Raw genomic sequence first — 23,038 nt, forward strand, 5'->3', positions numbered from 1 at the left:
GCCGGCATCTATTCCTCCCAACCTCGGCGTCGTTGAAGCGTTGCAGGCGAGATCCCGTTGCGGGTCACCTTCGAGGTGCGAGACGGCAGAGGATGTCGTCCAGGGTCCCTCGTACCCTCACCCGACCGCTCGCAACCGTCGGGTCACCGCGTCAGCGAAGCGTCTCGGCCGCGATCACCCTCGATGACCAACCAGATGGGTCGTGGCGGTCCACCGTGTCGGGCACGCCCCCGGCGTTGGCCCATGCGCGCACATGGCCTCATGACGCCCGCCAAGGCCAATCCCCGGTGCCCGCGCCACCACCACGTCGACCTCACCCAACAAGGACCGTCAAGCGGTACCGCCGAGAACCGCGCTGCGACCGGTTCCGGGGGGGTTCCATCCCGCCGAACCCCTGACCGCGGCAGACGTCGACCGCTATGCCGAGCAGCGGGATGAAGAACAGCCGCCCGAACAGAAGGCGCCAGAACGCGCGGCCAGAGCACCGCTCAAAGTCGCCACCACGGCACCTCCATGTCGTCCGCCGGCCGACCCCAGCGGTCCGTGGTCCACGCCGCCCCTCACTGAGCCACAACCCCGACTCGCCTCACCCGTGCCAGGTGAGCCGCCCTATGGAATGTCGGGGTTTCCTGGGGAGGGCCGCGCCGCATCCGAGAACGGGGTGGGTGCCAGCCGCGCGAGTGCACATGGGGTCCAGAACGGAGATTGCGTCATCAAGCGTTCTGGCGCCGAGGACCAGGAGGAGGGCACCGGTGTGATGGGAGTGTGGTTCTGCACCAGCCACGTGCACCAAGCCTGCAGCACAGCACCGGCCCGGTCGCCCCTGGCGAGGGATACGGCCATGCCATGGCAACGCCCTGACCCGGCGAGGCCAGGTTGGGATTGAGGCGACCGCGCCATCGGCCATGCGTGACGACTGAGTCCGTATCGACGCAGGTCGGCTCGCGCGAGCTGGGCTGGCGACGGGCGGTCCGGGCGGCTGGCACAGACACACCATCCAGTCGAGGCGTTGGTGTGCACCGGCGATCCTGGCGATGTGCCACTGTCGAGGGCGCAGAGGAGACGGCATGACGAGTGCGACCCGACCGGACCAGTCTTCCCCGGCGGTTCTTCCCCCGACAACCACGGTGGCGGACCCCACGAGAACCTCCGGCGACGAGCCGGGGAGGGTCCGCCGGCAGCTTCACGCGACCATCCCAGGATGCTGGGGCGCACTGGCGTTCGCCTGTCTGTCGTTCACCCCATCGCTACTGCCGCGCGACGGCCTCATCCAGGGCATCGTCACCGGCGTCACCGCTGCCATTGGATACGGCCTCGGTGTGCTCTTTGCGTCGATCTGGCGCGCCTTCGCCGACCGGGGGCCTCGGCCGCCACGGCCCGGGGCCTGGCGGGTCTTCGTCATCAGCGCCATCGTCCTCTTCGCGGGGTTTTTCGCGCTCGGTCAGTACTGGCAGAGCCAGATCCGATCGTTGATGGACATCACCGAGTACAGCGTTCCGCTCGCCATCGCCTCACCCCTCATCGCTGCGGCCTTCTTCGCTCTGCTGATCCTCGTCGGGCGGGGGCTCCGTGGGCTGTACCGCTGGACGGTGAGGAGGCTCGACCGCCTCATCGGTCGGCGCGCCGCCACCGCCCTCGGCTGGATCCTCGTCGTCGTCCTCACCTTCCTGGTCATCACGGGAGTGCTCCTCGACGGCCTGGTGAGCGCCGCCGACAAGACCTTCTCGGTGCGCGACACCATGACCGAGGAGGGCGTGAACCAGCCCGCCAGCAGCCTGCGGTCAGGCGGACCCGGCTCCGTCGTCCCGTGGGACTCGCTGGGCCGTCAGGGCCGCAAGTTCACCGGCAAGGGGCCCACCGCCGCGGACATCGAGGGCATCGTCCACGCCCCGGCGAAGGAGCCCATTCGGGCATACGCCGGCCTGAGCACGGCCGCTGACACCGAGGAACGAGCCACCAAGGCCGTCGACGACCTGGAGCGCGCCGGGGGATTCCAGCGAGCCAACCTGGTCGTGTTCACCACCACGGGCAGCGGCTGGGTGGACCCGGCCATGATCGACAGCTTCGAGTACCTCAGCGGTGGCGACTCCGCGGCCGTCGCCATCCAGTACTCGTACCTGCCCTCGTGGATCTCTTACCTGGTCGACCAGTCGAAGGCCCGGGAGGCCGGCCGGACCCTGTTCGACGTGGTCTACGACCGGTGGTCACGGCTGCCCCAGGACCAGCGCCCGAAGCTGTATGTCGCCGGCGAGAGCCTGGGGTCGTTCGGCGGCGAGACGGCCTTCAGCGGTGAGGCCGACCTGCGCAACCGCACCACTGGGACCCTGTTCGCCGGACCACCGAACTTCAACACCTTGTTCCGCGAGTTCAGCGACAACCGCGACGCGGGAAGCCCGGAGATCCAGCCGGTCTACAAGGACGGCCGTACGGTCCGCTTCGCGAGCGATCCCGCCTCCGCCATCCCACCGCAGGGTCAACCGTGGAACGGCTCCAGGGTGCTCTATCTGATGCACCCGTCGGACCCCATCGTGTGGTGGAGCCCGCACCTGATCTTCAGCGAACCGGACTGGATCGGCGACGCCCCGGGCCAGGACGTCCTCGAGGGCATGGTCTGGATGCCGTTCGTGACGTTCTGGCAGGTCACCGCGGACCTGCCGTTCTCGACGGGCGTCCCCGGAGGACACGGCCACAAGTACACGACCGAACAGGTCGACGGGTGGAATGCCGTGATGCAGCCGGCCGGGGTCACCCCCGCGACGCTGGACAGCCTCAAGCAGGTCATCGCGAAGGGCGATGACTGACCGGACGCGTGCACTGGTTCTCGCCCCTGCGGAACCAGCGCCACGACCTCAGCGCAGGCCGGCCCAGTCCGTCGGGATGTCGGCGCCGCCCTCGTGCGACTGCCGCGCCCCGAACCGGACGAAGCCCGCATGGGGGAAGAACTTGCCGCCGGCGAGGCTCTCTCCCTGCCGGAAGCTGGTGGCGCGATAGACCATGCCGCCAGGCACGAAGGAGAAGACCTCACGCAGGTAGCCCAGGTCCGCCTCTGAGTTCATCCGCATCAGCAGCAGGTTGTCGCACTGCGTGAGGACCTCCTCGTTCACCTTCTGTGGCCGCTGCGTGGACACGAGGAGGTAGAGCCCGAACTTGCGACCCTCGGCGGCGATGAGTGCTGCCGTGTCCGCGGCGAGCCGGGTCATCGGGTCCGCCGGCTCGCGCGGGCAGACGTTGTGCGCCTCGTCGATCACGACGAGCACGGGTTGACGGCGGTGCCGGTGGCGCCACAACGCGGACAACGTGGCCTGCGCGATGACGCGCTGTTCCTGCGGGGTGTCCAACGACCCCAGATCGACCACGAGGCAGCGGATGTCGTCGTCCAGCACGGCATCGGTGACCGAACGCCCCTGTCCCCGGCTCCAGACGGACCAGTCGAGCACGCCCAGGTTGTTCGCCCGCAGCCCCAAGTCGCGCGCCCCGGGCTGCTCCGCCTTGAGCAGGTCGTCGAGACCTCCGAGGACCGGTGTGCCCTCCCGACGGCCGCTGACGAGCATCGACAGTGCTGCATACTCTTCGCGGTCGGCGAGCGGGTCCAGGCCGAGCACCGCGGCCTGCGCGGCGTGGTCGAGATCAGGCAGCATCAGGCGGAGCGGATGCTCGGTCTCCCGGCCCCAGACCTGGACGCCCGATGCCGCGGCACCATAGGCGGCTTCGGACTGACCCGTCGGGTCGCCCTTGGCGTCACCGAGGCGGACATAGTCCGAGTTCGGGTCGAGGATGACCAGACGTAGGTCGGTGTGAAGCAGCAGCTGCTCGAGCACCAGGCCGAGCGAGTAGGTCTTGCCGGAGCCCGACTGACCGCACATGAAGGTGTGCCGGTTGAAGCCACCCGCGTCCAGTGTCGCCGGTACGTCAGGCGCCAACAGCATCGTGCCGATCTCGAGGGCCGCGCGCGCCGGGCGCTGCTCCGCGAACCAGGCGGTCGCCTCCTCGCCGGATGCCGGCCGCACGTGCGCCTGGTGGAAAGGCCCGGTGTCGGCGGACAGGACGATGCCGTGGCCGTAGGCCAGTCGGATCACCACTTCCGACGAGAGCCCCGGCACGTTGGCGACGGACGCACGCTCGGTGGTGGCCGTCAGGTCGAGCACCTGTCCGAACCGGGACTGACGGCCGTCGTCGAGGACGACGTAGCCGCCGGTCTGCAGCGTCAACCCGTGGAGTGAGGACTGGAACTCGAAGGTGCGGCCGTCGACCGAGGTGGCGTACGGCAGGATGCTTCGCTCGAGCGTGTCTCGGCTGGTGCGGAACGAGTCGATCAGAGCCTCGAGTGGGGGAGTCTCGACTGCGGCGACGGTCGGACCATCGGACATGGGGCACCCCGTTCTGGGTCGGCGAGGTCCTCATCATGGCCAGAAGGTCGAGGACAGACGTCACCCCTGGGGGATGATCACCGCGCCATGGGCGCCGCTACCGTTGGCGGAATCCGGCCGGACGAGGAGGCGCCGACATGCCCAGCCTGCCGAATCGGCCGCAGGAAGGCCTGCTGGCCTGGGTGGATGCTCTGCAGCGACGCCATGGGGTGCTCGGCTTCCCCTTCGCCGTCATCAGGAAGTACGGCGACGACGGTGGATGGCGCCACGCCGCCCTGATCACCTACTACGGGTTCCTCAGCGTTTTTCCGATCCTGTTGGTCGCGGCGTCGCTGTTGTCCGCCGTGCTGGTGAATCGGCCCACGTTGCGAGAGGAAATGGTGGCAGCGCTGCTCCCTGAAGCCCTTCAGAGCACGGTGAACACGGCACTGGCGGCGATGCCCTCCTCGGGACTGCCGCTCGCCCTCGGCATCGTGGGCCTCCTGTTCTCCGGGACGGGTGTGGTGTTCTCCGCCTACGAGACGCTCAACCAGGTGGCGGGGGTGCCACGGCGCTCTCGGTTCTCCGTGGTCGCGCGTTACACGAGGGTCGTGCTGATGGTGATCGTCGTGCTGGTCGGCGGGTTGGGTATCGCGGCGCTGACCGTGGCCTCCGGAGCCCTGCCCGACGAGCTGCAGCGCCTCGGGGCCAGCCTCGCCACGGCGCTGGTGGTGTTCCTCGTCCTCGTTACCGCGGCCGCACTGTTGGTGGCCAGACCGGTTCCCCTGCGGACAAGCGTGTTGCCCGCAGCAACTGGCGCGATCGTCGTGACCCTCGTTCTCGGGCTCGGCGCGCGGTTGCTCGCTCCGCTCGTGGCGAGGTCGGGCCCGGTGTACGGGAGCTTCGCGACGGTGGCGGGGATCTTCACGCTGCTGTACCTCGTCAGCCAGGCGCTCCTGTACGCCGCGGAGGTCGCCGTCGTTCGGCACCGAGGCCTGTGGCCTCGCGCGATGGTCATGTCGAGGCCGACACCGGCCGACGTCATCGCACTCACCTGGCTGGCGACCGTGCAGGAGCGGATTCCCGTCGAGCGGATCGAGGTGCGGTTCGACCGCCCTGACCCGGAAAGCGGTCACGGCGACCCATGACATCGTCTCGATGGGCGGCCGGCGACCACGACCCGCCTGGTTCACCTCGTCCCCGCTGTATGACGCCGCCGGTCGTAATGTCGGCGACGGTTGACCCGCCAGTTCATCGACCTGCGAAGGAGTGAGCGTGAGCGGCTGGTTGCTGCCCATCGTCGCCGTGCTCCTGATCGGGTACGGCGCGGTGTCGGCGCGCCTGCAGACCTCGGTGGTCACCGAGGCGATGGTGTTCGTGGTCGCGGGGTTGCTCCTCGGCAGCTGGGCGCTCGACGTGATCGACGTCGGCCCGGCCAACACCGTGGTACTCCTCCTGGCCGAGGTGACCCTCGCCGTCGTCCTGTTCACCGACGCGGTCCGGGTGAAGCTTCCCCGACTTCGGCACGAGGCAGCGGTACCTCTACGGCTTCTGGGCATCGGGCTGCCGTTGACGATCGTGGCCGGAACACTCGTCGGCCTGCTGGTCTTCCCCGACCTCAACGTGTGGACCGCCGCGGCCCTGGCGACGATCCTGGCTCCCACTGACGCCGCCCTCGGACTTCCGGTCATCAGCAACCGAAAGCTGCCGTCAAGGATCCGGCAGGGTCTCAACGTCGAGAGCGGCCTCAACGACGGCGTATGCGTGCCGCTGCTCATCATCTTCCTCACCCTCGCGGTGGCCGAGGAGGACGCCGCGCACACGGGGCCGGTACGCATACTCCTCGAGGAGATCGGCTTCGGCGCCGTTGGGGGAGTCGTCGCGGGTGTCCTCGGAGCCTGGATCCTCCGCCGTGCCGTCGCCCGGGGCTGGGCCACACCGAGCTGGCAGCAGATCGTCCCGGTCGCGACCGCGATCCTCGCCTACACCCTGGCGGCCGCACTCGGCGGTAGCGGCTTCATCGCCGCGTTCGTCGCCGGGATCGCCTTCGGCGCCGTCGGCAAGGGGGATGCCGAGTCGTCCACCGGATTCGCCGAGCAGTCCGGCCAGCTGCTCAACGCGCTGACCTTCCTGATGTTCGGCGCTGTGCTTCTCGGCCCCGCGCTGGGTCGGCTCGACTGGACGGTCGTCGCCTACGCCGTGCTCAGCCTGACCGTGGTCCGTATGGTTCCGGTCGCACTGGGCATGATCGGGATGAGAATGCGTCTGACCACCGTGGCCTTTCTCGGCTGGTTCGGGCCTCGGGGCCTTGCCTCGATCGTGTTCGTCCTGCTGGTCGTCGACGAGAGCTCCCTCGCGGAGTCGGTTCTCCTGCAGACCGTCGTCAGTGTCACGGTCGGGCTGTCCGTCTTCGCCCACGGGTTGTCCGCGTACCCGCTGGCCCACGCGTATGCGTCGTGGTTCGCCGGCCAGTCCAAGAGCCACCCGACGATGACCGAGAACACCAAGGTCCGTGGGCCGCGGCATCGTGCTGAGCGAGTGGGCGCCACCGATGCGGGTGAAACGAGCTGACGTGAACATCGCCCTTGGACTGTTGATCGTCCTCGTCGTCGTCGCCACGACGTCGGCAGTGATGCTCCTCGTCCGCCGGCGGGCGCCGGAGGGCAGCTACTTCAGCGACGGAGACCGCGCCGCCGGAGTGTTCGGCGTTCTCGCGACGGGCTTCTCGGTGTTGCTGGCGTTCATCATCGTCCTCGGCTACCAGGCCTTCGACGATGCCCGGTCCGGGGCGGAGACCGAGGCGATCCTCGTCGCTCAGCAGGTCGAGACCGCTCAGTTCTTTGCGGAGCCGGCGCGCTCGCAGCTCGGCGGTCAGCTGGTGTGCTACGGACGCACCGTGGTCGGTCCCGAATGGCAGGCTCTCGAGACCGGAGCACTGGACGCCCAGATCAACCCGTGGGCCGGTCGGCTGTTCCAGACGTTGAAACAGGTGGATCCGCAGACCGCGGCGGAGCAGTCCGCCTACGACACGTGGATGAGCCAGACGCAGGAGCGTGAGCTGGCTCGGAACGCGAGGATCCACGGCGCTCCCGGCCTCATCCCCACACCCATGTGGGTCGCCCTCTACGTGTTGGCCACCGTCCTGTTCACCTACATGCTCTTCTTCGCCGACTCCACGGAGCGGGCAGTCACCCAGGTCCTGCTCATGGCCAGCGTGACCGTGGTCGTGGTCAGCTCATTGCTCCTGCTCAACTTCTTCAACCACCCGTTCGGGACCGGCGTGGGGACACTGAAGCCAAGCGCGATGGAACGGGCTCTCCACCTGGTCGAGTCCGAGATGCCCGCACTGGGGATCACGGTCTCCCCACCCTGCGACGGCGACGGCAAGCCTCGCTGAGGGCGTCCGCCCCGGTTACGACTTCTCCGCGCGGTACCGGAGCAGGGCCCAGATCACCAGGACGTTCAGGGCGATGATCAACAGCGACCAGATCGGGTAGTACGGGACGAACGCGAAGTTGCCGACGGCGCTGATCGCGCAGAGCACGACTCCGACCACCACCGCCCAGGTCTGTCGGGCGAGTACGCCGCAGCCGGCGACAACCACGACGACTCCGAGGATGATGTGGATCCACCCCCATGTCGTCGTGTTGAGCTGGAAGACATAGTTGGGGCTGGCCACGAAGAACTCGCCCCTGACCAGCGCGACGACACCGGTGAGCGCCTGGTAGGCGCCGACCAAGATCATGATCACGGCGCCGAACTGGGCGATCCCCGACGCCCACGTCTCACTCTCGGGCTGGTACGGCTCAGTGGTCTGCTCGGCCATGGTTGGTCCTCGCGCTCGTGATGACGGACGTTCTGCCACGTTAGGCACGGCCCGGGACCGGCGACTCATCCGCCGCGGATGAGTCGCCGATACCGGTCGGTCACGCGACGGAGAGGTATCAGCCGGCGTGCTCCGCTACTGACGCGCCATGGCGACCCGCAGCTTCTCCTCAGGGTCGATGGTGTGGCTGTGGCTGTCGTCGCCGAGGTCGATGCGGACCCAGTGGATCTTGCCGGTGAAGCGGCTGGTCCGGGCCGAGTAGTCCGGGGTGACGGTGGTACCCGACTCGTAGCCGATGTCGGTCGTCTCATCGGCCGAGAAGACCATGGGCTGGGTCGCCTCGACGCGGCCGTTCCCGACCGGCCGGTCGTCGTAGAACAAGGTCACGTCACCACCCTTGGCCAGGCCGCCGCCGTCGTACGCGAGCTCCATCCGGATCTGGACGTGACCGCTCGGGACCGGTTCGTCGGCAACCGTGGAGAACTCGTGGATGCCGAGGACGTTGTAGACGAACTTGGCCGTCTCGTCCTTCGCGTACAGCGCCCAGCCGCCGAACCGACCACCCTGGGCGATGAGCACGCCATCCGCCCCCGACTCCGGCACGTCGACGTCCGCCGTCACGCTGAACGACGTGTTCTTGATGCTGACGACGGAGTTCTCCGAGAGGCGCCCCATCCCGGGGTAGAAGGTCTGGGAGGGGCTGACGTGTGTCGACCCCGCGGGCGCGGTCACCGCCGAGCGATGACACCATCGTGCAATGACGACGAAGAGCGACTTCACTGACGAGGAATGGTCCCGGATCATCCGGGCGCCGTTCGTGGCCGGCCTGGCGATCACCTTGGCCGACCCCGGTGGCCCCTTCGAGACGGCGAAGGAGTCGATGGCGGCCCTCAAGTCCGCGACCAACCCGCCCAGCCGCGAGCAGCTGTTGGCTGACGCGGCCCTCGACGTCCAGGCCATGGTCCAGCAGCGCCACAACCCGCTGCAGGGTTACAAGCCCAGCCACAGCGAAGCCCTTGGCACACAGGTCCTCGGTGAGCTACGTGAGGTGCAGGCCATCGTCGCGGCGAAGGCCACACCTCAGGAGGCCGAGGCCTTCGCTGGGTGGTTGGTGTCCACCTCACAGGCCGCCGCTGCAGCGGCCAAGGAGGGCGGCTTCATGGGCTTCGGCGCGGAGCAGGTCAGCCAGGGCGAGCAGACGATGATGGACCAGGTGCGACAGGCCGTCGGCGGCTGACCCTTCTGCGGTGCACGGGTAGACCGTCCGGCGTTGTCTCGACGCCGGATCAGGGTGCGTCGTGGGACATCATCCGCTCGAGGAGCAGGACGTCATCCCGTGCCAGCCAGGTCTCCTCCAGCGGAACACCGCCGACTCGGTCGATGGCCTCGCGCAGGGGGGTGGCCCACGTGTGCTCGATGAGCGCGACCGCCGCAGTGGTCCCGGTGGGGACCGAGTCGGCCAGCGACCAGGTCGGGCGTCGCGGCCGCTCCGGGCCGTCCGACGCCATCGAGTCACGCTCGTCCTCACCGGACCCCAGCACCGCCGCTGCCAGCTCGCCCCGGCTCGGCGTCATCGCGGTGGGTTCATCCAGCGTCTCGAAGGCACCGTCGTCCCCTCGCGAGACCACGAGAACATCGATCAGCCGGACGATGCCGGCCGAGCGCAGCCGGCTGAGCTCGGCCAGGACCTCGCCGGAGAAGTCCGGCTGGTCGAGGCCGATCACCAGGACCTGCACCGGTCCCATCAGCGCGTGACCCGGGCCCGGAGTTCCTGGTACTCGGCCTCGGTGAGCACCCCCGAGTCCAGCAGGCGGTTCAGCGCCTCAAGCTGCTCTGACCCGCTGAGACGCGACCCCCCTCCGGCGGCCACAACGCCCGCCTCAGCGGGCGCTGGTTGCGGTGGCCGCCCGGCGGGGGGGTGCGCGGCGGCATACGCCTGAGCCGGCGAGAACCGCCCCCCGTAGTAGGGGACGTTACCCGTCATGCCCGTCCGGCGCAGTTGTCGCGGCACCAGCAGCATCGACCCTCCCTGCCAGAGCACAGCGAACGTCAGCGCGGACGACTATCCCGCGAGGATCTTGGCCTTCTGCGCAGCGAACTCAGCCTCGGTGAGGACTCCTGCAGCCCGCAGCTCACCGAGCTTCTGCAGCTGGTCCAACATGTCCGGGGTGTCGTCGGCCGGCGGCGGCGGCGCATACGCCGGAGGCGGCGGCTCCTGATACTGCTGCTGCGGCGGCGGCGCCGGCTCCTGCTGCGCCGACCACCGGTTCGCCTGTCGCCGCGACACGCGGTTGGACACCGCGGTCGCCGTACCGGCCACGACGGCCGTCCGAGCCATTCCACCAATCAGTCCCATAACCCGTTTCCTTGCCGTTCGGCGGTGTCTGTCCGATCTGGTCCGGTCTGGTCCGGTCTAGCTGTCCGCGGCCTCGAGCACGTCGAGCAACGCGATGACGTCCTCGGCGGGGATCCGTCCACTGGCGACGACGTCCGCTCCCGCACGCCGCATCGCCGACACGAATGGACCGGCCCAGGTGTTCTCGTACACCAGGAGTCCGGCGGCGCTCCCAGGTGCGATGACGGAGGCCGCCTGGCCCAGGTCGTCGTCATCCAGGAGGCCGGACTCGACGCCCTCGAAGACCGCGAGGTCCAACGTGCCGTCCCCGTCGAAGTCGGAGATCGCGATCGCCGAGAAGGAGCCGTCGTCCTCCCGCTTGACGAACCTCAGATCGAGGATCCGGATGATCCCCCGGTCCACGAGGTCGATCAGGGCCGCGAGGCCCTCCCCGGTCAACTTGGCCTTCGGGAACTCCAGAGTCAGATAGTCGATCGGGCCAATGTCCTGCTCGGTCATTCTTGCTCCTCCGACCTTGCGCGCTGGCGCTTGGTGTGCCGATGTGAGACTGGCCACGCTGTCATCCGTCGAGGCCGGTCGGAATCACCCGCCCGGGGTGAGAAGGGTGCACCGACCCTGCGGTCCGGGCCACCCGTCGTCTCACCGTCGTCCTCGTCCGACACGACATCACCCCGTAGGCATGAGGCATCCGTGAGGGGAACCCGGCAGTCTCGAGGTCGGCGCCCAGCCGCATCCGCAGCCATCGGGAGCTTCCTCTTGACCGATCACGATGCCCCACCACCGGCAGGTGCCGAACCGTCCAGGCCCGGCGACCGCCGATTGATGATCCTCCTCGCCATGGCGATGTTCGTCCTGGTCGTCGACACCTCGCTCATGAATGTGTCGATCTCTGCCGTCATCCGGGACCTGGACACCACGGCCAGCGGAGTCCAGTCCGCCATCGCGCTCGAGGCTCTGGTCTCGGCCGCGTTCATCCTGATCAACAGCAAGGTCGGGGACCTGATCGGTCGCAAGCGGGCCTATGTGCTCGGACTCGTGGCCTACGCGATCGGCGCGCTGGCCATGACCTTGGCGCAGAGCCTGACCGCGATCGTCATCTTCTGGGCGATCATCGGTGGTCTGGGCGCCTCCCTGCTGCTGCCGGCGATGCAGTCGTTGATCCACGGGAACTTCACCGGGGCTGCCCAGGGGCAGGCGTATGCGATGGTCGGTGCGTCCGCGGCGATCGCGGCGGCCGTCGGGCCGCTCCTCGGCGGGTTCGTCACCACGTTCCTGTCCTGGCGGGTCGGCTTCGGGCTCGAGGTCGTCATCATCGCGGTCGTGCTGAGCCAGATCCGGCTGGTCCGAGATGTGGCGTACACGGGCTCCCGCAAGATCGACATCGTCGGCGCGATCCTGTCGGTGGTGGGTATGGGTGGCGTGGTCCTCGGGATCCTGGTCTGGCAGGAGGGCGGTGAGTTCGTCCTCCTGCTCATGGCCGTGGGCGCCGTCGCCCTGGGTTCACTGGCCTGGTGGCTCAACCGGCAGCTGCGCGCGCAGAGGGTGACGCTCCTCGACCCGCGCCTGTTCCGCCACCCGAACTTCACGACCGGCGTGCTCGGTCAGATGCTCCAACAGATCACGTTGGGCGGCGCCATGATCGCGCTGCCGCTGTTCCTCCAGATGAGCCTGGAGTACAACGCCATGCAGGCCGGCCTGTCGCTGGCACCGCTCTCGCTCACGATGTTCGCCGCGGCGATGGTGGCTGGTCGGCGGGCCGGCAACCGGCGCCCGGCCGCGATCATTCGCGCCGGTTTTGTGCTGGCGAGCCTCGGGACGGCGTCGATCATCCCGCTCGTCCCCCGCATCGAGAGCGGTTGGCTTCTCGTGGTCCCGCTCATCGTCACGGGCGCCGGACTCGGCCTGCTGGTGTCCCAGCTGAACAACTACACCCTCGCCCCGGTGGAGGAGGAGCGGATCAGCGAGGCGGCCGGAGTGAACTCGGCTGCAGGGTCGTTCGGCCTCTCGTTCGGCCTGGCGATGGCCGGCGGGATCATGCTGGCCGCGTTGTCGTTCAGCTTCACGCGGATGACCGCAGCCAGCGACGTGATACCTGCGGCGCAGCAGCAGCAGATTGCGGCCGCGCTCCAGACCAACGCCGAGGTCATGAGCGACACCGAGCTCGACAAGCGCATCACGGGCCAGCCACCGCAGATCGAGGAGGAGATCCTGGCCATCAACCACGATGCTCGGAACCGGTCCCTTCAGGTGGCCCTCCTGGTGCCGCTCCTGGCCGGCTTGGGTGGCTTGGTGAACTCATTCCGCATGGTGCGCCTTCCGGACATCAAACCGGCCGCCCCCCTCGAGGGGATGGATCTCGGTTGAGCGGCATCACCCGTCCCACCCGCAACGGGTGATGCCGTCGCCCTCTCCTGTCCCGCAGAGTGTGAGCGACCGAGACCTCGGCGCACTGTTGTCGTGCGCCCATTCGGCGGCCCACGCCGCCCCTGAAAAAGGAGCACACGAGTGTTTGACGCTAACGGTTCGTTCTTGCTGGCGATGTTCGAGTTCTTCATCTTCCTCGCGTACTTCATGGCGCTGTGGTGGATCTTCGGCGACCTGTTCCGCAGCGTTGACCTCGGCGGGGTCGCGAAGACGTTGTGGTTCTTGTTCATCATCTTCCTGCCGTTCCTCGGCACGCTGATCTATCTGATCGCCCGCGGAAGCGGCATGACGGAGCGGTCGCTCGAGGCCCAACGGAAGATGCAGGCGGCGCAGGCGGACTACATCCGATCGGTCGCCAGCAAGGAACCCGCTGCTGCCGGGGCCGGCGCGGCGGACCAGATCGCCTCAGCCAAGTCGTTGCTGGACTCGGGCACCATCACCCAGGCCGAGTTCGACCAGCTGAAGGCCAAGGCGCTGGCCTGACCCAGGCCGGCCTGCCGGGGGACCGGTGACCCATCCGCCTGAGGCGCACTCCTGCTGAGTGCGGGCTCAGGCGGATGGGTCTGCGGCATCGGGGGATGCCGGTCGGTCGGCGATGAACAGCGAGAGGGCGCGTCCGACCATGACGCCCACCGCGATGGCGACCATGGTCTCGACGGTGGTCGTCACGACGGACATGCCGGACGTGTCCCCGTTCAGCAACGCCGCGACACCCACCAGTCCGAGGGCGCCCGGAACCAGGAGCCAGAAGGCCGGTGTGAAGCTGACGATCGTCGGCGGCCCGGTCTTCTGTCGAGCGACGAAGGCGGCTAGCGGTGTCATCGCCGCAGCCCCGACGAACGCCGAGAGCACCCCTCCGAACACCAGACCCCCGAGGACCTGGGCGCCATACGCGACGTACAGCACGAGCAGGATCCAGCCGAGCGACGTTGGTCGGGCGCACTGGTTCAGCACGATGCCGGTCCCGAACACGGCCACCGCGACCCAGGGGCCTGCGGGACCCAGCGGACTGGGCGCAGCGGTCACGTCGATGGCCGGAACCCCGACCAGGGCCGCGGCGGCGAGGATGCCCACGCCGAGGAGCACCAGCTGAGCGGCCCCGGCCGCCAGCCGTCCGGCACCCGAGATCATCTGTCCGGTCACGAGCTCGATCACTGACGTCGTCAGCAACGCACCGGGTAGCAGGATCACCAGAGGAGCGACGAGGCAGGGGAGGACGTCGAGCTGAACGCCGAGGCGGACGAGCAGGAGCACCACAAGCGCCACCGCGAACGACGTCGCCACGTTCATCAGGGCCTCGAACCGCGAGGGAATCCGTTTGCCCAGGAGCAGAAGGACGCCCGCGAGAGCGCCCAGGCATGCGGAGACCGCCAACCCGAGCCACGATGCGCCGAGGATGACGGCGAGCCCGACCGTCGTCAGGACATGACCGACGAGCTGCAGGCTGGGGCCGAAGGGGGGTGCCTGCGCCCGGATCGCCACAATCCGGTCGTACACGCGTCGCGGATCCACGGCGCCGGCCTGAGCGCCGCGGACGACATCGACCAGCTCTTCGGTCTGGTGGAGGCGGAGCCGGACGCGCCCGCTCGAGACCACGCCGGTCCTCAGCTGGCCGCCGGCGCGGGCCGAGACGAGGACCGCTGTCGGGAGAACGACGATCTCGGCGTTCGGCACCCCGTAGGCGCGTCCCATCTTGTCCAGGTCGGCCTGGACCTCCGTCACATCGAACCCGGAGTCGATGAGGGCCTCGCCCGTCACCGCCATCGCCACGAGGACGTCGGCGTCGGGTCCGACGGGGGTCCCAGCGGCTCCCTCGTCAGGCCGGCCGGTGTCGGTCGTCGGCCGCGCGATGCGCAAAACGACGATGCTCGCGACCGCGAGGACGGCCAGGGCGACCACCACGGAGCTGAGGGGGATGGCGCTCGTTGAGCTGGCTGGGGGAGTGGGCGGCCGTGTCTCGGGAGGGCTGCTGGCCGAGGATGTCGGGCTCGGAGCGCGACTGGTCGGGGACGAGCTGGTCGATGATGGGGAGACCGACGTGGAGACCGACGTGGGGACCGACGTCGCACTCGTAGAGGACGTGGTGACCGACGTCGTCGCGGGCGTGACGGACGTCTCCGCTGCCGGGGTGGGCGAGCTCCCGGGCGTGGCTGCGACGGGGGCGGTATCGGCGGCGAAGCGGGTCGCGGTCCCTTCCGCGGCCAGGGCCGGCCACAACCCCACGACGACCAGCACGGCTGCGGCCCACAGCACCGCCGCGACGCGCGGCAGATGCACCCGCGTGGAGCCCCGCGGGCGCCTAGGATGGCCGAGGATCCCGCAGGTGGTCCCGTCCGTCACCCGACTGCTCGTCATGGCCGAGACGACCGGTTGCTCGCTCGGTGAGCGGAGTCGTCGCGAAGAGGGGAGAGGGTCCACCATGTCGACCTCAGGAGCTCCGCGTCCCGCAGGAGGCTACGGGACGGTCATCGACAGCCGTCGCTTGTGGGCGGGGGGCGCCGCCACCGCCTGCGTCGCTGCCCTGGTGGCCCTCATCGGCGTCCTGCTCTTCAACTCGGTCCTTGACGTCAAGCTGGTGCAGCACCCGCTCCTGTTGACCCTCACCGGCTCCCTCGCCGTCAACTACGCGGTGACCGCCTTCGTGGCCGCCCTCGTGGCGACCGGCATAGCCCATCTCCTCACGGCCACCACGCCGCGTCCACGGCTGTTCTTCGGCTGGATCGTCGGGCTCGCTACCGTGGCCGCGATGGTCGTGCCCTTCGCGGCTGAGGCCAGCACGGCCTCGAAGGTCAGCACCGCGGTGATCAACATGGTGGTGGGAATCGCCATCGGCAGTCTGCTGACCGGCGTGCTGTCCCGGACGGTCATCCGCACCGGACGGTGACGCCTCTACGTCAGAAGCCGGTATGCGCATTGCCGTTCCCTCCGGAGCACCTCGACATTCACGTCCCCGCGCGAGCCTCTTCGTTGGTGATCGCCTGTGCCGCCAGGACGAGCGTGAGGTGGCTGAAGGCTTGAGGAAAGTTCCCCACCTGTCGTTGGCGTCGCACGTCGTACTCCTCGGCCAGCAGCCCAAGGTCGTTCGCCAGCCCCAGGAGACGCTCGAACAGGACCCTGGCTTCCGGGGTCCGGCCGTTGGCCGCCAACGCACTCACGAGCCAGAACGAGCAGGCCAGGAACTGCCCTTCATCTCCCGTCAGGCCGTCGTCGGTGGCGCTGGTGGAGTATCGGGAGACGAAGCCGTCGCGCCCCAGCTCGCGGACTATGGCGTCGATGGTGCCCGTGACGCGCTCGTCGCTGCCGGGTAGGAAGCCGACGAGCGGGATGTTCAGGACACTGGCATCCAGCTCGCTGGAGCCGTAGTACTGCGTGAAGGTCTGGCGCTCGGGGTCGTACCCCCGTTCGCAGATCTCCTGGTGGATCTCGTCGCGGGTGAGCCTCCAGCGTTCCAGGGGCGACTCGAGGTCGAACTCCTCGGCCAGCCGCACGGCTCGGTCGAACACCACCCACGCCATGACCTTCGAGTAGGTGTAGTGACGCCGCGGCCCCCGGCTCTCCCAGATGCCGTCGTCCGGCTCGCGCCAGATGGTCTCGACGTACTCGATGGCGTTGCGCCATCGCGGCCACAGCCTGAGCTCGATGCGGCCGCGCAGCTGGACGCCGAGGTAAGCCACATTCAGGACCTCGCCGTAGACATCCAGCTGGAACTGTTCGGATGCGGCGTTGCCGACCCGGACGGGCCGGGACCCTTCGTACCCGGGCAAGTCCGGGAGCTCGAACTCCGTCAGCCTGCGCTCCCCGGCGATGGCATACATGATCTGCAGCTTCGACGGGTCTCCGGTGGCAGTGTGCAGGAGGAAGTCGCGGAAGGCCATGGCTTCGTCGACGTACTCGGCCGCGATCAGCGCCTGGAGGGCGAGGACGGAGTCGCGCAACCAGCAGTAGCGGTAGTCCCAGTTGCGCACACCGCCGATGTCCTCCGGAAGCGAGGTGGTGGGTGCCGCGACCAGTGCGCCCGTCGTCTCGTACGTCATCGCTTTGAGCACGATGAGTGACCTCATCACCTCGGCGCGGTAGGCGCCTTCGTACCGCCCACGACTGGTCCAGTCCCGCCACCAGGTCTCGGTGCGGGCCAGCGCCGAGTCGGCGTCCTCGACCGGTGGCGTCTCTCGATGGGCGGGATGCCATGTCAGGGTGAAGCGTTCGCGTGCTCCCTCGATCGCGTCGAACTCCGCGGTGGCCGTGCCGTTGTCCACGGCGAGGGACCGAGGTGTGCTGAGCCGGAAGGCGTCGGCGCCCGCGGTGGCCATCACGCCGTCAGGGACCAGCTCGGTCCATGGCGTGATCGATCCGTAGTCGGGTCGCAGGGCGAGCTCCAGCCGCATCGGGACGCGGCCCCGCAGGCCTTCGACGATGCGCATGAAGCGGGGCGGGCCCTCACCCCGTGGCGGCATGAAGTCGGTGACCCGGACGGCACCGTCGGCCGTCTCGAACTCGGTGTCGAGGATGAGCGTGTCCGGCCGATACCGACGCGTGGTCGTGAGCACCTCGTCCGCGGGCGCAACCAGCCAACGTCCATGGCGCTCGTCGCCCAGCAGTGCGGAGAAGCACGAGGGGGAGTCGAAGCGGGGGAGGCACAGCCAGTCGACCGAACCGTTGCGACTGACCAGAGCTGCGGCCCGGAGGTCTCCCACCAGCCCGTAGTCCTCGATCAACATCGTCGCAGTCCTCTCCGGGCCTCGCGGCAGCACACGGAGGGTCAGTGCCCTCTCCGGCGACCCTGTCATGCGCCGAAATGGCCCGGCCTCATTCTCCACGGGTGAGGCGGGTGATCTCCTGCTCGGCGGCCCGGAAGGTCACGCTCATGCCTGCACCACGTCCCGCGGAGGCGGGGATACTTGCGGAGTGGTTGACGATGAGGCCGGGGATGCGCAGGTCCACAGTGAGGAACAGCGTCCTCCCGAGAGGGTGCCGGCATTCCTGCGGAACACCTCCGAGCTCATCGAGGGGGCGGTTGTCGTCGGCGCCATCCTTGTCGTGGCCAGCCATGGGTCCAGCGACACCCGACTGGTGATCACGGCAATGGGGGTGTTGGCGATCTACTGGCTCACCCACGCCTACGCCCACGCGCTCAGCGGCACTCTGAGTCAGCGCAAACGACTGTTCGGCCTCCTGTTCAAGGCTATCCGCCACGACAGCACCATTCTCTTCGGCGGGTTCCCCGCGCTTCTCGTCTTCGCCATCGCTCTGGCGTTCGGTGCCGAGTTCAGCAGGGCCGTCTCAGCCGGACTCTGGGCGACGATCCTGTTCCTCACCGGGGTCGGCCTCGTCGCCGGGTATCGCATCGGGTTGCGGGGGTGGCCCCTCGGCCTGGAGGGCCTGCTCGCGGGCTCCGCCGGCGCCTTCATGCTGCTCCTGAAGACCCTTCTCCACTGACGGACCACGGTCCTGGGCGTCACGGTGAGGTAGACGGGCGCCCCGGTGGAACTCGTAGGCGCGGGCTCGGCCCGGAGAGTTCTCGTCGTCCACGATGGGTTCGTCGGCCATGAAGAGCCGGATGACGTTGGCGAGCTCGCCGGGGTGGCTGAAATTTATGGCATGGGCGGCACCCTCGATGACGACCAACGCCGCCAACGCGTCGTACTGGTTGGCGATCTCCCTGATCCGTGCCGGCGAGGGCATCAGGGGGTCACGGTCGCCGACGACCACCAAGGTCGGGACCTCGAGCTGGAGCAGCCGCTCCAGGGCAGGGAACTGAGTCAGTGCGCGGAACAGGCGCAGGGTGCTCGGAACGCCGAAGCGCAGATAGTCGGGGACCGCGACCGACATCAGCGCGGTCGGCTCACGGACCCCGTCGCGGGCCAGCTGGGAGATCGCGCGCTGCAGTGGTTGGTTGTGCAGTCCTCCGGCCGGCGAGACGAGGATGGCGCGGTCGATCCGGTCCGGGTTCTGGCGGGCGAACTCGCAGATGACGGGGCAGCCCATCGAGTTGCCAACGAGCGTGGCCGACTTGAGCTCCCGGTCGTCCAGGAAGGCGACCGCGGCGGCGGCGAGGTCGGGGACGTCGAGCGGGTGGAGGGAGCGGCCGCTCCGACCGAACCCGGGGAGGTCGGGGACCAGGGTGTGGAACTCTCCGGCGAGGCGCTCGGCCGTCGGCACCAGGTAGCGCCCGGAGAGGCCGAAGCCGTGTAGGTGCATCATCACCTGCGCGTCGGGTGACGGGATCGACTCGCGGTAGAACACCTCGACGCCGCCCACGGTGGTCCAGTGCTCGGCGAGTGGCCCCGACGGCCGGCCGACCCGGCGCCGGGTGCCCAGATGCCGTCGGTGAGAAAGGACGCGGAGACGCGGGACGCTGGTCGGACCCATACCGTCAACGATGACCCCACCCGCCGTCATGTGCATCGTCCACACGGGAGGGGGAGCCACGTCGCTCAGCACCAGCTTGTCGTGGCCGACCACGCCGTCCTGGCTGTGTCGGGTCGCACGGGTCACCCCCCGGGAATGAGGCGACGGCACCATCCCGGCTCGACACTGGCCAGGGACAGCGTTGGCTTACGAGGACACTGCGGATCGCTAGCCGGGAGGCGCGAAGATGGCCGGATGGAGCCCACGCCGTGTGAGGTCGGGGCCCCCGCCGCTCGCATCGAGCTGGGCCGGTCAGGAGGCCGTGACCATCGGCGAGACGGCCAGCGCAGTGCTGGGCCGGCATTCCGAGCAGACCGCCCTGCTCGTGGCGTCCGCCGCGGCGCCGCAGACGTTCGTGCGCTCCCTCGGCCCGCGGTCGTTGGCTGACCAGGCGGTGGTGACCGGCGTCGTGACGGCACTCTCGTATGCCGCCACGGTCGCTACACAGGATGCGCTCACCTCTGTGGTCTCGGCGTGGACGTCGGCGAGCGGTCGCACCGAGGTGCGACCAGCGCTTCTCGTCGTCAACGCGGCCGCGGTCCCGTTGGGGCTTGGCCTGTCCCGCGCCCTCCCGATACGCGAGGACGAGCGCGCCCTGCGAAGCCTTCTTCGCCAGAGCGCGTGGCGCAGCGCTGTCACCGGCCTGGCGGGAGTCCTGGTCATCGGGGGCGACTGGGCCGCGGCAAGCATCGACCGCCGACTCGGCCTTGACGGCCGGCTGTCGCGGTTTCCGCTCGCCATCCCGCTCGGCGCCCTCGCGGCAGCGGTGATCGAGTGGCAGCGGCGACGGGGTGTCGAGGACGATGGGCCGGTCTCGCCGACACCGGGAGCGATGGTGGCCCTGGGCTCGATGGGTGCCGGCCTGGGGGTTACCGGCGCCGTGGCCGCGCTCGCCATCGGCGAGGAGCGACTGGCCTCGACCCTCGGAGGAGCCTTGGCGTCGCGGCTGCCAGGCTCGCCGCTCACCTGGCGACTGTCGGGCCACGCGGTGGTTCTCTCCGTCGTCGGAGGCGTCACGTCGGTCCTGTGGGGACAGGCGATGCAGCGGATCGAGAGGGCTACGACCAGCGACGCGGCCGTCTTCGAGGGAGGTGACGACAGCTCGTTGGTCATGACGACCTGCAGCGGGAGTGACGCCAGTCTCGTTCGCTGGGAGGGCATGGGGCGTGAGGGCCGGAGACATGCACTCACGGCGGTTCACCCTCGGCCGTTGGCCCAGCGACCAGCCGGTGTGCCGGACCTGTCCATTCCCACGGTCACGGGGATGTCGGCGGTCGCGGAACCCGTGCAGGTCTACGTGGGCCTCGACAACGCACCGACCCCGAGGGCTCGCGCGGAGCTGGCCCTGGCCGAGATGGACCGGACCTCGGCGTGGGACCGCTCGCTCATCATGCTTACGTCCCCGACCGGGACGGGGTACGTCAACTACTGCGCCGTAGCCGCGGCCCAGTACCTGACCCGCGGCGACGTCGCCACGGTGACGCTCCAGTACTCCAAGCGTCCCTCGCCGTTGTCGCTGGGCATGATCGATGACGCCCGTGAGCAGAACCGGCTGCTGTGGTCCATGATCGCCGAGCGGATGCGGGACCTGCCGAACGAGCGACGCCCGAAGGTGGTGCTCTTCGGGGAGAGCCTGGGCGCCCACACCAGCCAGGACGTCTTCCTCCACTGGGGAACGCTCGGGCTCCGAGCACTCGGGATCGAACGGGCCCTCTGGGTGGGCACTCCGTACTCGAGCGGCTGGATGCACGAGGTTGTCCGCGGGGGTCGCGCCGACACCGACGACGAGCTCGTCGCCGTCGTGAACGACATCGGCCAGATCGAGGCGATGCCGGTGGAGCGCCGCCGACTCCTTCGGTACGTGATGGTGAGCCACGACAACGACGGCGTCACCAAGTTCGGGACGGATCTGCTGCTGCGGCAGCCCGCCTGGCTGAAGGGGCCGAGGTCTCCGATCGTCGAGGTTCCGCCGTACAGCCCGCGGGGACTCCCACCCAGCATGCGCTGGCGTCCGATCACGACCTTCTTCCAGCTGCTGATCGACATGAAGAACGCGCAGACCCCCGGGGTCTACCAGGCCTCTCGGCATGACTACCGCCCGGACCTGACCCGCTTCGTGAACGAGGTCTACGGGCTGGGCGCGACGGAGGACCAGCTCGCCCGGGTGGAGCGCGCCCTTGCCCTCCGGGAGGAAGCCCGCGAACGGCTCTTCGAGGGACCGACGCCGGCGGTCCCTCCGGAAGGCTCCTAGCCTCGTCGCCTACCGGAGGGTCAGGCTTCGGCTCAGGCTGACGGCGTCTCGGTGAGCCGCTGCAGCAGCAGTGCCTGAGCCACGACCAGCCGCTCGATCTCGCCCGGGTCCACACTCTCGTCGGACGCGTGGATCCGGGACAGGGCGGTGTCCTCCGCGCCCCAGAGGATGAACTCGGCGTTGGGCGCCGCCTGCTGGAGGGTGCGCAGCAGCGGTATCGAGCCGCCCGACCCCGCCTCTCCCACCGGCTTGCCGAAGGCCTGCTCCAACGCCCAACGAGCCGCGGCGTAGCCCGGTCCGTCGGTCGAACAGCGGAACGGGGGCGCCTCCTTGGTTCGGGTGACCTCCACCTTGGCTCCCCACGGTGCGTGGGTCTCCAGGTGGGTGACGAGCGCGTCCAGCTCCTTCACGGGATCCGCGCCCGGGACGATCCGCATCGAGATCTTGGCGCTGGCCTCCGGGATAAGGACGTTCGACGACCCGGCGATGTTCATCATGTCGACGCCGATGGCGTTGATCGAGGGATGGGCCCACAGGCGGTCCCCCACCTCACCGCTTCCGGTGAGCATGACCCCGTCGAGGACGTCGGCACTGGCGCGCAGGTTTTCCTCGCTGAACTGCTCGCCGGCCCACGAGCCGGTCGTGACCCCCTCGACGGCCACGTCTCCCGTCTCGTCGTGGAGCGTCGCCAGCAGTCGCGCGAGGGCCATCATCGCGTCGGGCGTGGGGCCTCCGAAGATCCCTGAGTGCAAGGGATGCTGGAGCGTGCTCACCTTGACGATGCAGGCGACGTCGCCTCGAAGTGCGGTGGTGAAAACGGGGTCGCCGACGCGGAGGTTGCCCATGTCGCAGACGATGAACAGGTCGCAGGAGAACAGCTCAGGATGGGCCTCGACGAACGCCTCCAGGTTGCTCTCCGTCTCCTCCATTCCCTCGAGGATCAGCTTGACGGTGCAGGGCGGCTGCCCGTCGAAGACGCGCATCGTCCCGAGGTGAGCGATGAGACCGCTGATGTCGTCGGCGGCACCGCGTCCGTAGATGCGCCCGTCGGCCTTGCGGGTGGGGGTCCACGGGTCCGAGCTCCACCCCTGCTCGGGCGGGGCCGGCTGCACGTCATAGTGCGCGTAGAGGACGACGACGGGCGAGCCCTCCGGTCCCGGCAGCTCGGCGTAGATCGGGGGATAACCGCTGGGGACCTCCATGAGTCGGGCGTCGCGGAAGCCGGCTTTCTGGAACAGGTCCAGGGTCACCTGTCCCATCCGCTCGACCGGCTCTGCGGGGTAGCCGGGGAACGCGATGGAAGGGATGGCGACAAGGTGCCCGAGGTCGCGAACGAGCTCGGGCATCGCGTCGGAGGCTTTCCTGACGATCTCATCGACATCCATCGCGGGATCCGTTCCTGGTTTAGGTGTGCAGGGGTGGGAGGT

At 69.0% G+C, this 23,038-nt stretch carries 21 protein-coding genes; 9 read left to right on the forward strand and 12 right to left on the reverse strand.

Annotated features, from left to right (window positions below):
* The first annotated feature begins 1,067 nt into the window (after nucleotides 1–1,067).
* Nucleotides 1,068–2,801, forward strand: coding sequence for an alpha/beta hydrolase (locus tag VIG79_RS15140; RefSeq protein WP_331887138.1), 1,734 nt, complete (start codon nucleotides 1,068–1,070; stop codon nucleotides 2,799–2,801).
* Nucleotides 2,802–2,849: 48 nt separating this feature from the next.
* On the opposite strand, the gene VIG79_RS15145 is transcribed toward VIG79_RS15140, so the two are convergent.
* Nucleotides 2,850–4,367, reverse strand: a complete 1,518-nt coding sequence (locus VIG79_RS15145; RefSeq protein WP_331887140.1) for an ATP-binding protein — start codon at nucleotides 4,365–4,367, stop codon at nucleotides 2,850–2,852.
* Between the two features lie 137 nt (nucleotides 4,368–4,504).
* Between VIG79_RS15145 and VIG79_RS15150 the strand changes: the two genes are divergently transcribed.
* From VIG79_RS15150 to VIG79_RS15160, 3 genes are all read left to right on the forward strand, one after another.
* The gene (locus tag VIG79_RS15150; RefSeq protein ID WP_331887142.1) at nucleotides 4,505–5,494 is read left to right on the forward strand and encodes a YihY/virulence factor BrkB family protein; all 990 of its coding nucleotides are present in this window, start codon (nucleotides 4,505–4,507) and stop codon (nucleotides 5,492–5,494) included.
* A gap of 127 nt (nucleotides 5,495–5,621) precedes the next feature.
* Entirely contained in the window at nucleotides 5,622–6,917 is a 1,296-nt protein-coding gene (locus tag VIG79_RS15155) for a cation:proton antiporter (protein ID WP_331887144.1), read from the forward strand.
* Between the two features lies 1 nt (nucleotide 6,918).
* Complete coding sequence (locus VIG79_RS15160; protein ID WP_331887146.1) at nucleotides 6,919–7,743, forward strand: hypothetical protein; 825 nt, start codon at nucleotides 6,919–6,921, stop codon at nucleotides 7,741–7,743.
* A gap of 15 nt (nucleotides 7,744–7,758) precedes the next feature.
* Here the strand turns inward: VIG79_RS15160 and VIG79_RS15165 are convergent, their stop codons facing one another.
* Together VIG79_RS15165 and VIG79_RS15170 are read right to left on the reverse strand one after the other, a co-directional pair.
* Nucleotides 7,759–8,172: a DUF7144 family membrane protein gene (locus VIG79_RS15165; protein ID WP_331887148.1), complete on the reverse strand. Its 414-nt coding sequence runs from the start codon at nucleotides 8,170–8,172 to the stop codon at nucleotides 7,759–7,761.
* Between the two features lie 135 nt (nucleotides 8,173–8,307).
* Nucleotides 8,308–8,904 (reverse strand): hypothetical protein, encoded by a 597-nt coding sequence (locus VIG79_RS15170; protein ID WP_331887150.1) that lies wholly within the window; start codon nucleotides 8,902–8,904, stop codon nucleotides 8,308–8,310.
* Between the two features lie 25 nt (nucleotides 8,905–8,929).
* Here VIG79_RS15170 and VIG79_RS15175 point away from each other — a divergent pair, with 25 nt between their 5' ends.
* Nucleotides 8,930–9,409: a hypothetical protein gene (locus VIG79_RS15175; protein ID WP_331887152.1), complete on the forward strand. Its 480-nt coding sequence runs from the start codon at nucleotides 8,930–8,932 to the stop codon at nucleotides 9,407–9,409.
* A 49-nt stretch (nucleotides 9,410–9,458) separates the two neighbouring features.
* Here the strand turns inward: VIG79_RS15175 and VIG79_RS15180 are convergent, their stop codons facing one another.
* The 4 genes from VIG79_RS15180 to VIG79_RS15190 form a co-directional block, all read right to left on the reverse strand.
* Nucleotides 9,459–9,908, reverse strand: a complete 450-nt coding sequence (locus VIG79_RS15180; RefSeq protein WP_331887154.1) for a hypothetical protein — start codon at nucleotides 9,906–9,908, stop codon at nucleotides 9,459–9,461.
* An 8-nt stretch (nucleotides 9,909–9,916) separates the two neighbouring features.
* On the reverse strand, nucleotides 9,917–10,192 hold the full coding sequence (locus VIG79_RS19880) for an SHOCT domain-containing protein (RefSeq protein WP_414672641.1): 276 nt from the start codon (nucleotides 10,190–10,192) through the stop codon (nucleotides 9,917–9,919).
* A 42-nt stretch (nucleotides 10,193–10,234) separates the two neighbouring features.
* Nucleotides 10,235–10,510: an SHOCT domain-containing protein gene (locus VIG79_RS15185; RefSeq protein ID WP_331887156.1), complete on the reverse strand. Its 276-nt coding sequence runs from the start codon at nucleotides 10,508–10,510 to the stop codon at nucleotides 10,235–10,237.
* Nucleotides 10,511–10,585: 75 nt separating this feature from the next.
* The gene (locus tag VIG79_RS15190; protein WP_331887158.1) at nucleotides 10,586–11,026 is read right to left on the reverse strand and encodes a DUF6325 family protein; all 441 of its coding nucleotides are present in this window, start codon (nucleotides 11,024–11,026) and stop codon (nucleotides 10,586–10,588) included.
* Nucleotides 11,027–11,350: 324 nt separating this feature from the next.
* Here VIG79_RS15190 and VIG79_RS15195 point away from each other — a divergent pair, with 324 nt between their 5' ends.
* Both VIG79_RS15195 and VIG79_RS15200 read left to right on the forward strand, forming a co-directional pair.
* Nucleotides 11,351–12,892, forward strand: coding sequence for an MFS transporter (locus VIG79_RS15195; protein WP_414672642.1), 1,542 nt, complete (start codon nucleotides 11,351–11,353; stop codon nucleotides 12,890–12,892).
* Nucleotides 12,893–13,033: 141 nt separating this feature from the next.
* Nucleotides 13,034–13,435 (forward strand): SHOCT domain-containing protein, encoded by a 402-nt coding sequence (locus VIG79_RS15200; protein WP_331887162.1) that lies wholly within the window; start codon nucleotides 13,034–13,036, stop codon nucleotides 13,433–13,435.
* Between the two features lie 66 nt (nucleotides 13,436–13,501).
* Here the strand turns inward: VIG79_RS15200 and VIG79_RS15205 are convergent, their stop codons facing one another.
* Nucleotides 13,502–14,854 (reverse strand): threonine/serine ThrE exporter family protein, encoded by a 1,353-nt coding sequence (locus tag VIG79_RS15205; protein ID WP_331887164.1) that lies wholly within the window; start codon nucleotides 14,852–14,854, stop codon nucleotides 13,502–13,504.
* 13 nt (nucleotides 14,855–14,867) lie between these two features.
* Here VIG79_RS15205 and VIG79_RS15210 point away from each other — a divergent pair, with 13 nt between their 5' ends.
* On the forward strand, nucleotides 14,868–15,836 hold the full coding sequence (locus VIG79_RS15210; protein WP_331887166.1) for a DUF6069 family protein: 969 nt from the start codon (nucleotides 14,868–14,870) through the stop codon (nucleotides 15,834–15,836).
* A 58-nt stretch (nucleotides 15,837–15,894) separates the two neighbouring features.
* On the opposite strand, the gene VIG79_RS15215 is transcribed toward VIG79_RS15210, so the two are convergent.
* From VIG79_RS15215 to VIG79_RS15225, 3 genes are all read right to left on the reverse strand, one after another.
* Complete coding sequence (locus tag VIG79_RS15215) at nucleotides 15,895–17,670, reverse strand: glycoside hydrolase family 15 protein (RefSeq protein WP_331887168.1); 1,776 nt, start codon at nucleotides 17,668–17,670, stop codon at nucleotides 15,895–15,897.
* 88 nt (nucleotides 17,671–17,758) lie between these two features.
* Nucleotides 17,759–18,001 carry a hypothetical protein gene (locus tag VIG79_RS15220; RefSeq protein WP_331887170.1) on the reverse strand — a complete coding sequence of 81 codons (243 nt, stop codon included), beginning with the start codon at nucleotides 17,999–18,001 and terminating at the stop codon, nucleotides 17,759–17,761.
* 231 nt (nucleotides 18,002–18,232) lie between these two features.
* Nucleotides 18,233–19,447 carry an alpha/beta hydrolase gene (locus VIG79_RS15225; RefSeq protein ID WP_331887172.1) on the reverse strand — a complete coding sequence of 405 codons (1,215 nt, stop codon included), beginning with the start codon at nucleotides 19,445–19,447 and terminating at the stop codon, nucleotides 18,233–18,235.
* A 175-nt stretch (nucleotides 19,448–19,622) separates the two neighbouring features.
* Between VIG79_RS15225 and VIG79_RS15230 the strand changes: the two genes are divergently transcribed.
* Nucleotides 19,623–21,611 carry an alpha/beta-hydrolase family protein gene (locus tag VIG79_RS15230; RefSeq protein ID WP_331887174.1) on the forward strand — a complete coding sequence of 663 codons (1,989 nt, stop codon included), beginning with the start codon at nucleotides 19,623–19,625 and terminating at the stop codon, nucleotides 21,609–21,611.
* Between the two features lie 32 nt (nucleotides 21,612–21,643).
* On the opposite strand, the gene VIG79_RS15235 is transcribed toward VIG79_RS15230, so the two are convergent.
* Nucleotides 21,644–22,996: a M20/M25/M40 family metallo-hydrolase gene (locus VIG79_RS15235; RefSeq protein WP_331887176.1), complete on the reverse strand. Its 1,353-nt coding sequence runs from the start codon at nucleotides 22,994–22,996 to the stop codon at nucleotides 21,644–21,646.
* Between the last annotated feature and the right edge of the window lie 42 nt (nucleotides 22,997–23,038).

The organism is Lapillicoccus sp., from assembly GCF_036559105.1.
Classification (GTDB): Bacteria; Actinomycetota; Actinomycetes; order Actinomycetales; family Dermatophilaceae; genus Lapillicoccus.

What these genes read in the sequence shown, in the direction of transcription:
- VIG79_RS15140 (WP_331887138.1), top strand. Translation starts at nt 1,068, where the DNA reads ATGACGAGTGCGACCCGACCGGACCAGTCTTCCCCGGCGGTTCTTCCC.
- VIG79_RS15145 (WP_331887140.1), bottom strand. Translation starts at nt 4,367, where the DNA reads ATGTCCGATGGTCCGACCGTCGCCGCAGTCGAGACTCCCCCACTCGAG.
- VIG79_RS15150 (WP_331887142.1), top strand. Translation starts at nt 4,505, where the DNA reads ATGCCCAGCCTGCCGAATCGGCCGCAGGAAGGCCTGCTGGCCTGGGTG.
- VIG79_RS15165 (WP_331887148.1), bottom strand. Translation starts at nt 8,172, where the DNA reads ATGGCCGAGCAGACCACTGAGCCGTACCAGCCCGAGAGTGAGACGTGG.
- VIG79_RS15175 (WP_331887152.1), top strand. Translation starts at nt 8,930, where the DNA reads ATGACGACGAAGAGCGACTTCACTGACGAGGAATGGTCCCGGATCATC.
- VIG79_RS19880 (WP_414672641.1), bottom strand. Translation starts at nt 10,192, where the DNA reads ATGCTGCTGGTGCCGCGACAACTGCGCCGGACGGGCATGACGGGTAAC.
- VIG79_RS15185 (WP_331887156.1), bottom strand. Translation starts at nt 10,510, where the DNA reads ATGGCTCGGACGGCCGTCGTGGCCGGTACGGCGACCGCGGTGTCCAAC.
- VIG79_RS15190 (WP_331887158.1), bottom strand. Translation starts at nt 11,026, where the DNA reads ATGACCGAGCAGGACATTGGCCCGATCGACTATCTGACTCTGGAGTTC.
- VIG79_RS15195 (WP_414672642.1), top strand. Translation starts at nt 11,351, where the DNA reads ATGATCCTCCTCGCCATGGCGATGTTCGTCCTGGTCGTCGACACCTCG.
- VIG79_RS15210 (WP_331887166.1), top strand. Translation starts at nt 14,868, where the DNA reads ATGGCGCTCGTTGAGCTGGCTGGGGGAGTGGGCGGCCGTGTCTCGGGA.
- VIG79_RS15215 (WP_331887168.1), bottom strand. Translation starts at nt 17,670, where the DNA reads ATGTTGATCGAGGACTACGGGCTGGTGGGAGACCTCCGGGCCGCAGCT.
- VIG79_RS15220 (WP_331887170.1), bottom strand. Translation starts at nt 18,001, where the DNA reads ATGGCTGGCCACGACAAGGATGGCGCCGACGACAACCGCCCCCTCGAT.
- VIG79_RS15235 (WP_331887176.1), bottom strand. Translation starts at nt 22,996, where the DNA reads ATGGATGTCGATGAGATCGTCAGGAAAGCCTCCGACGCGATGCCCGAG.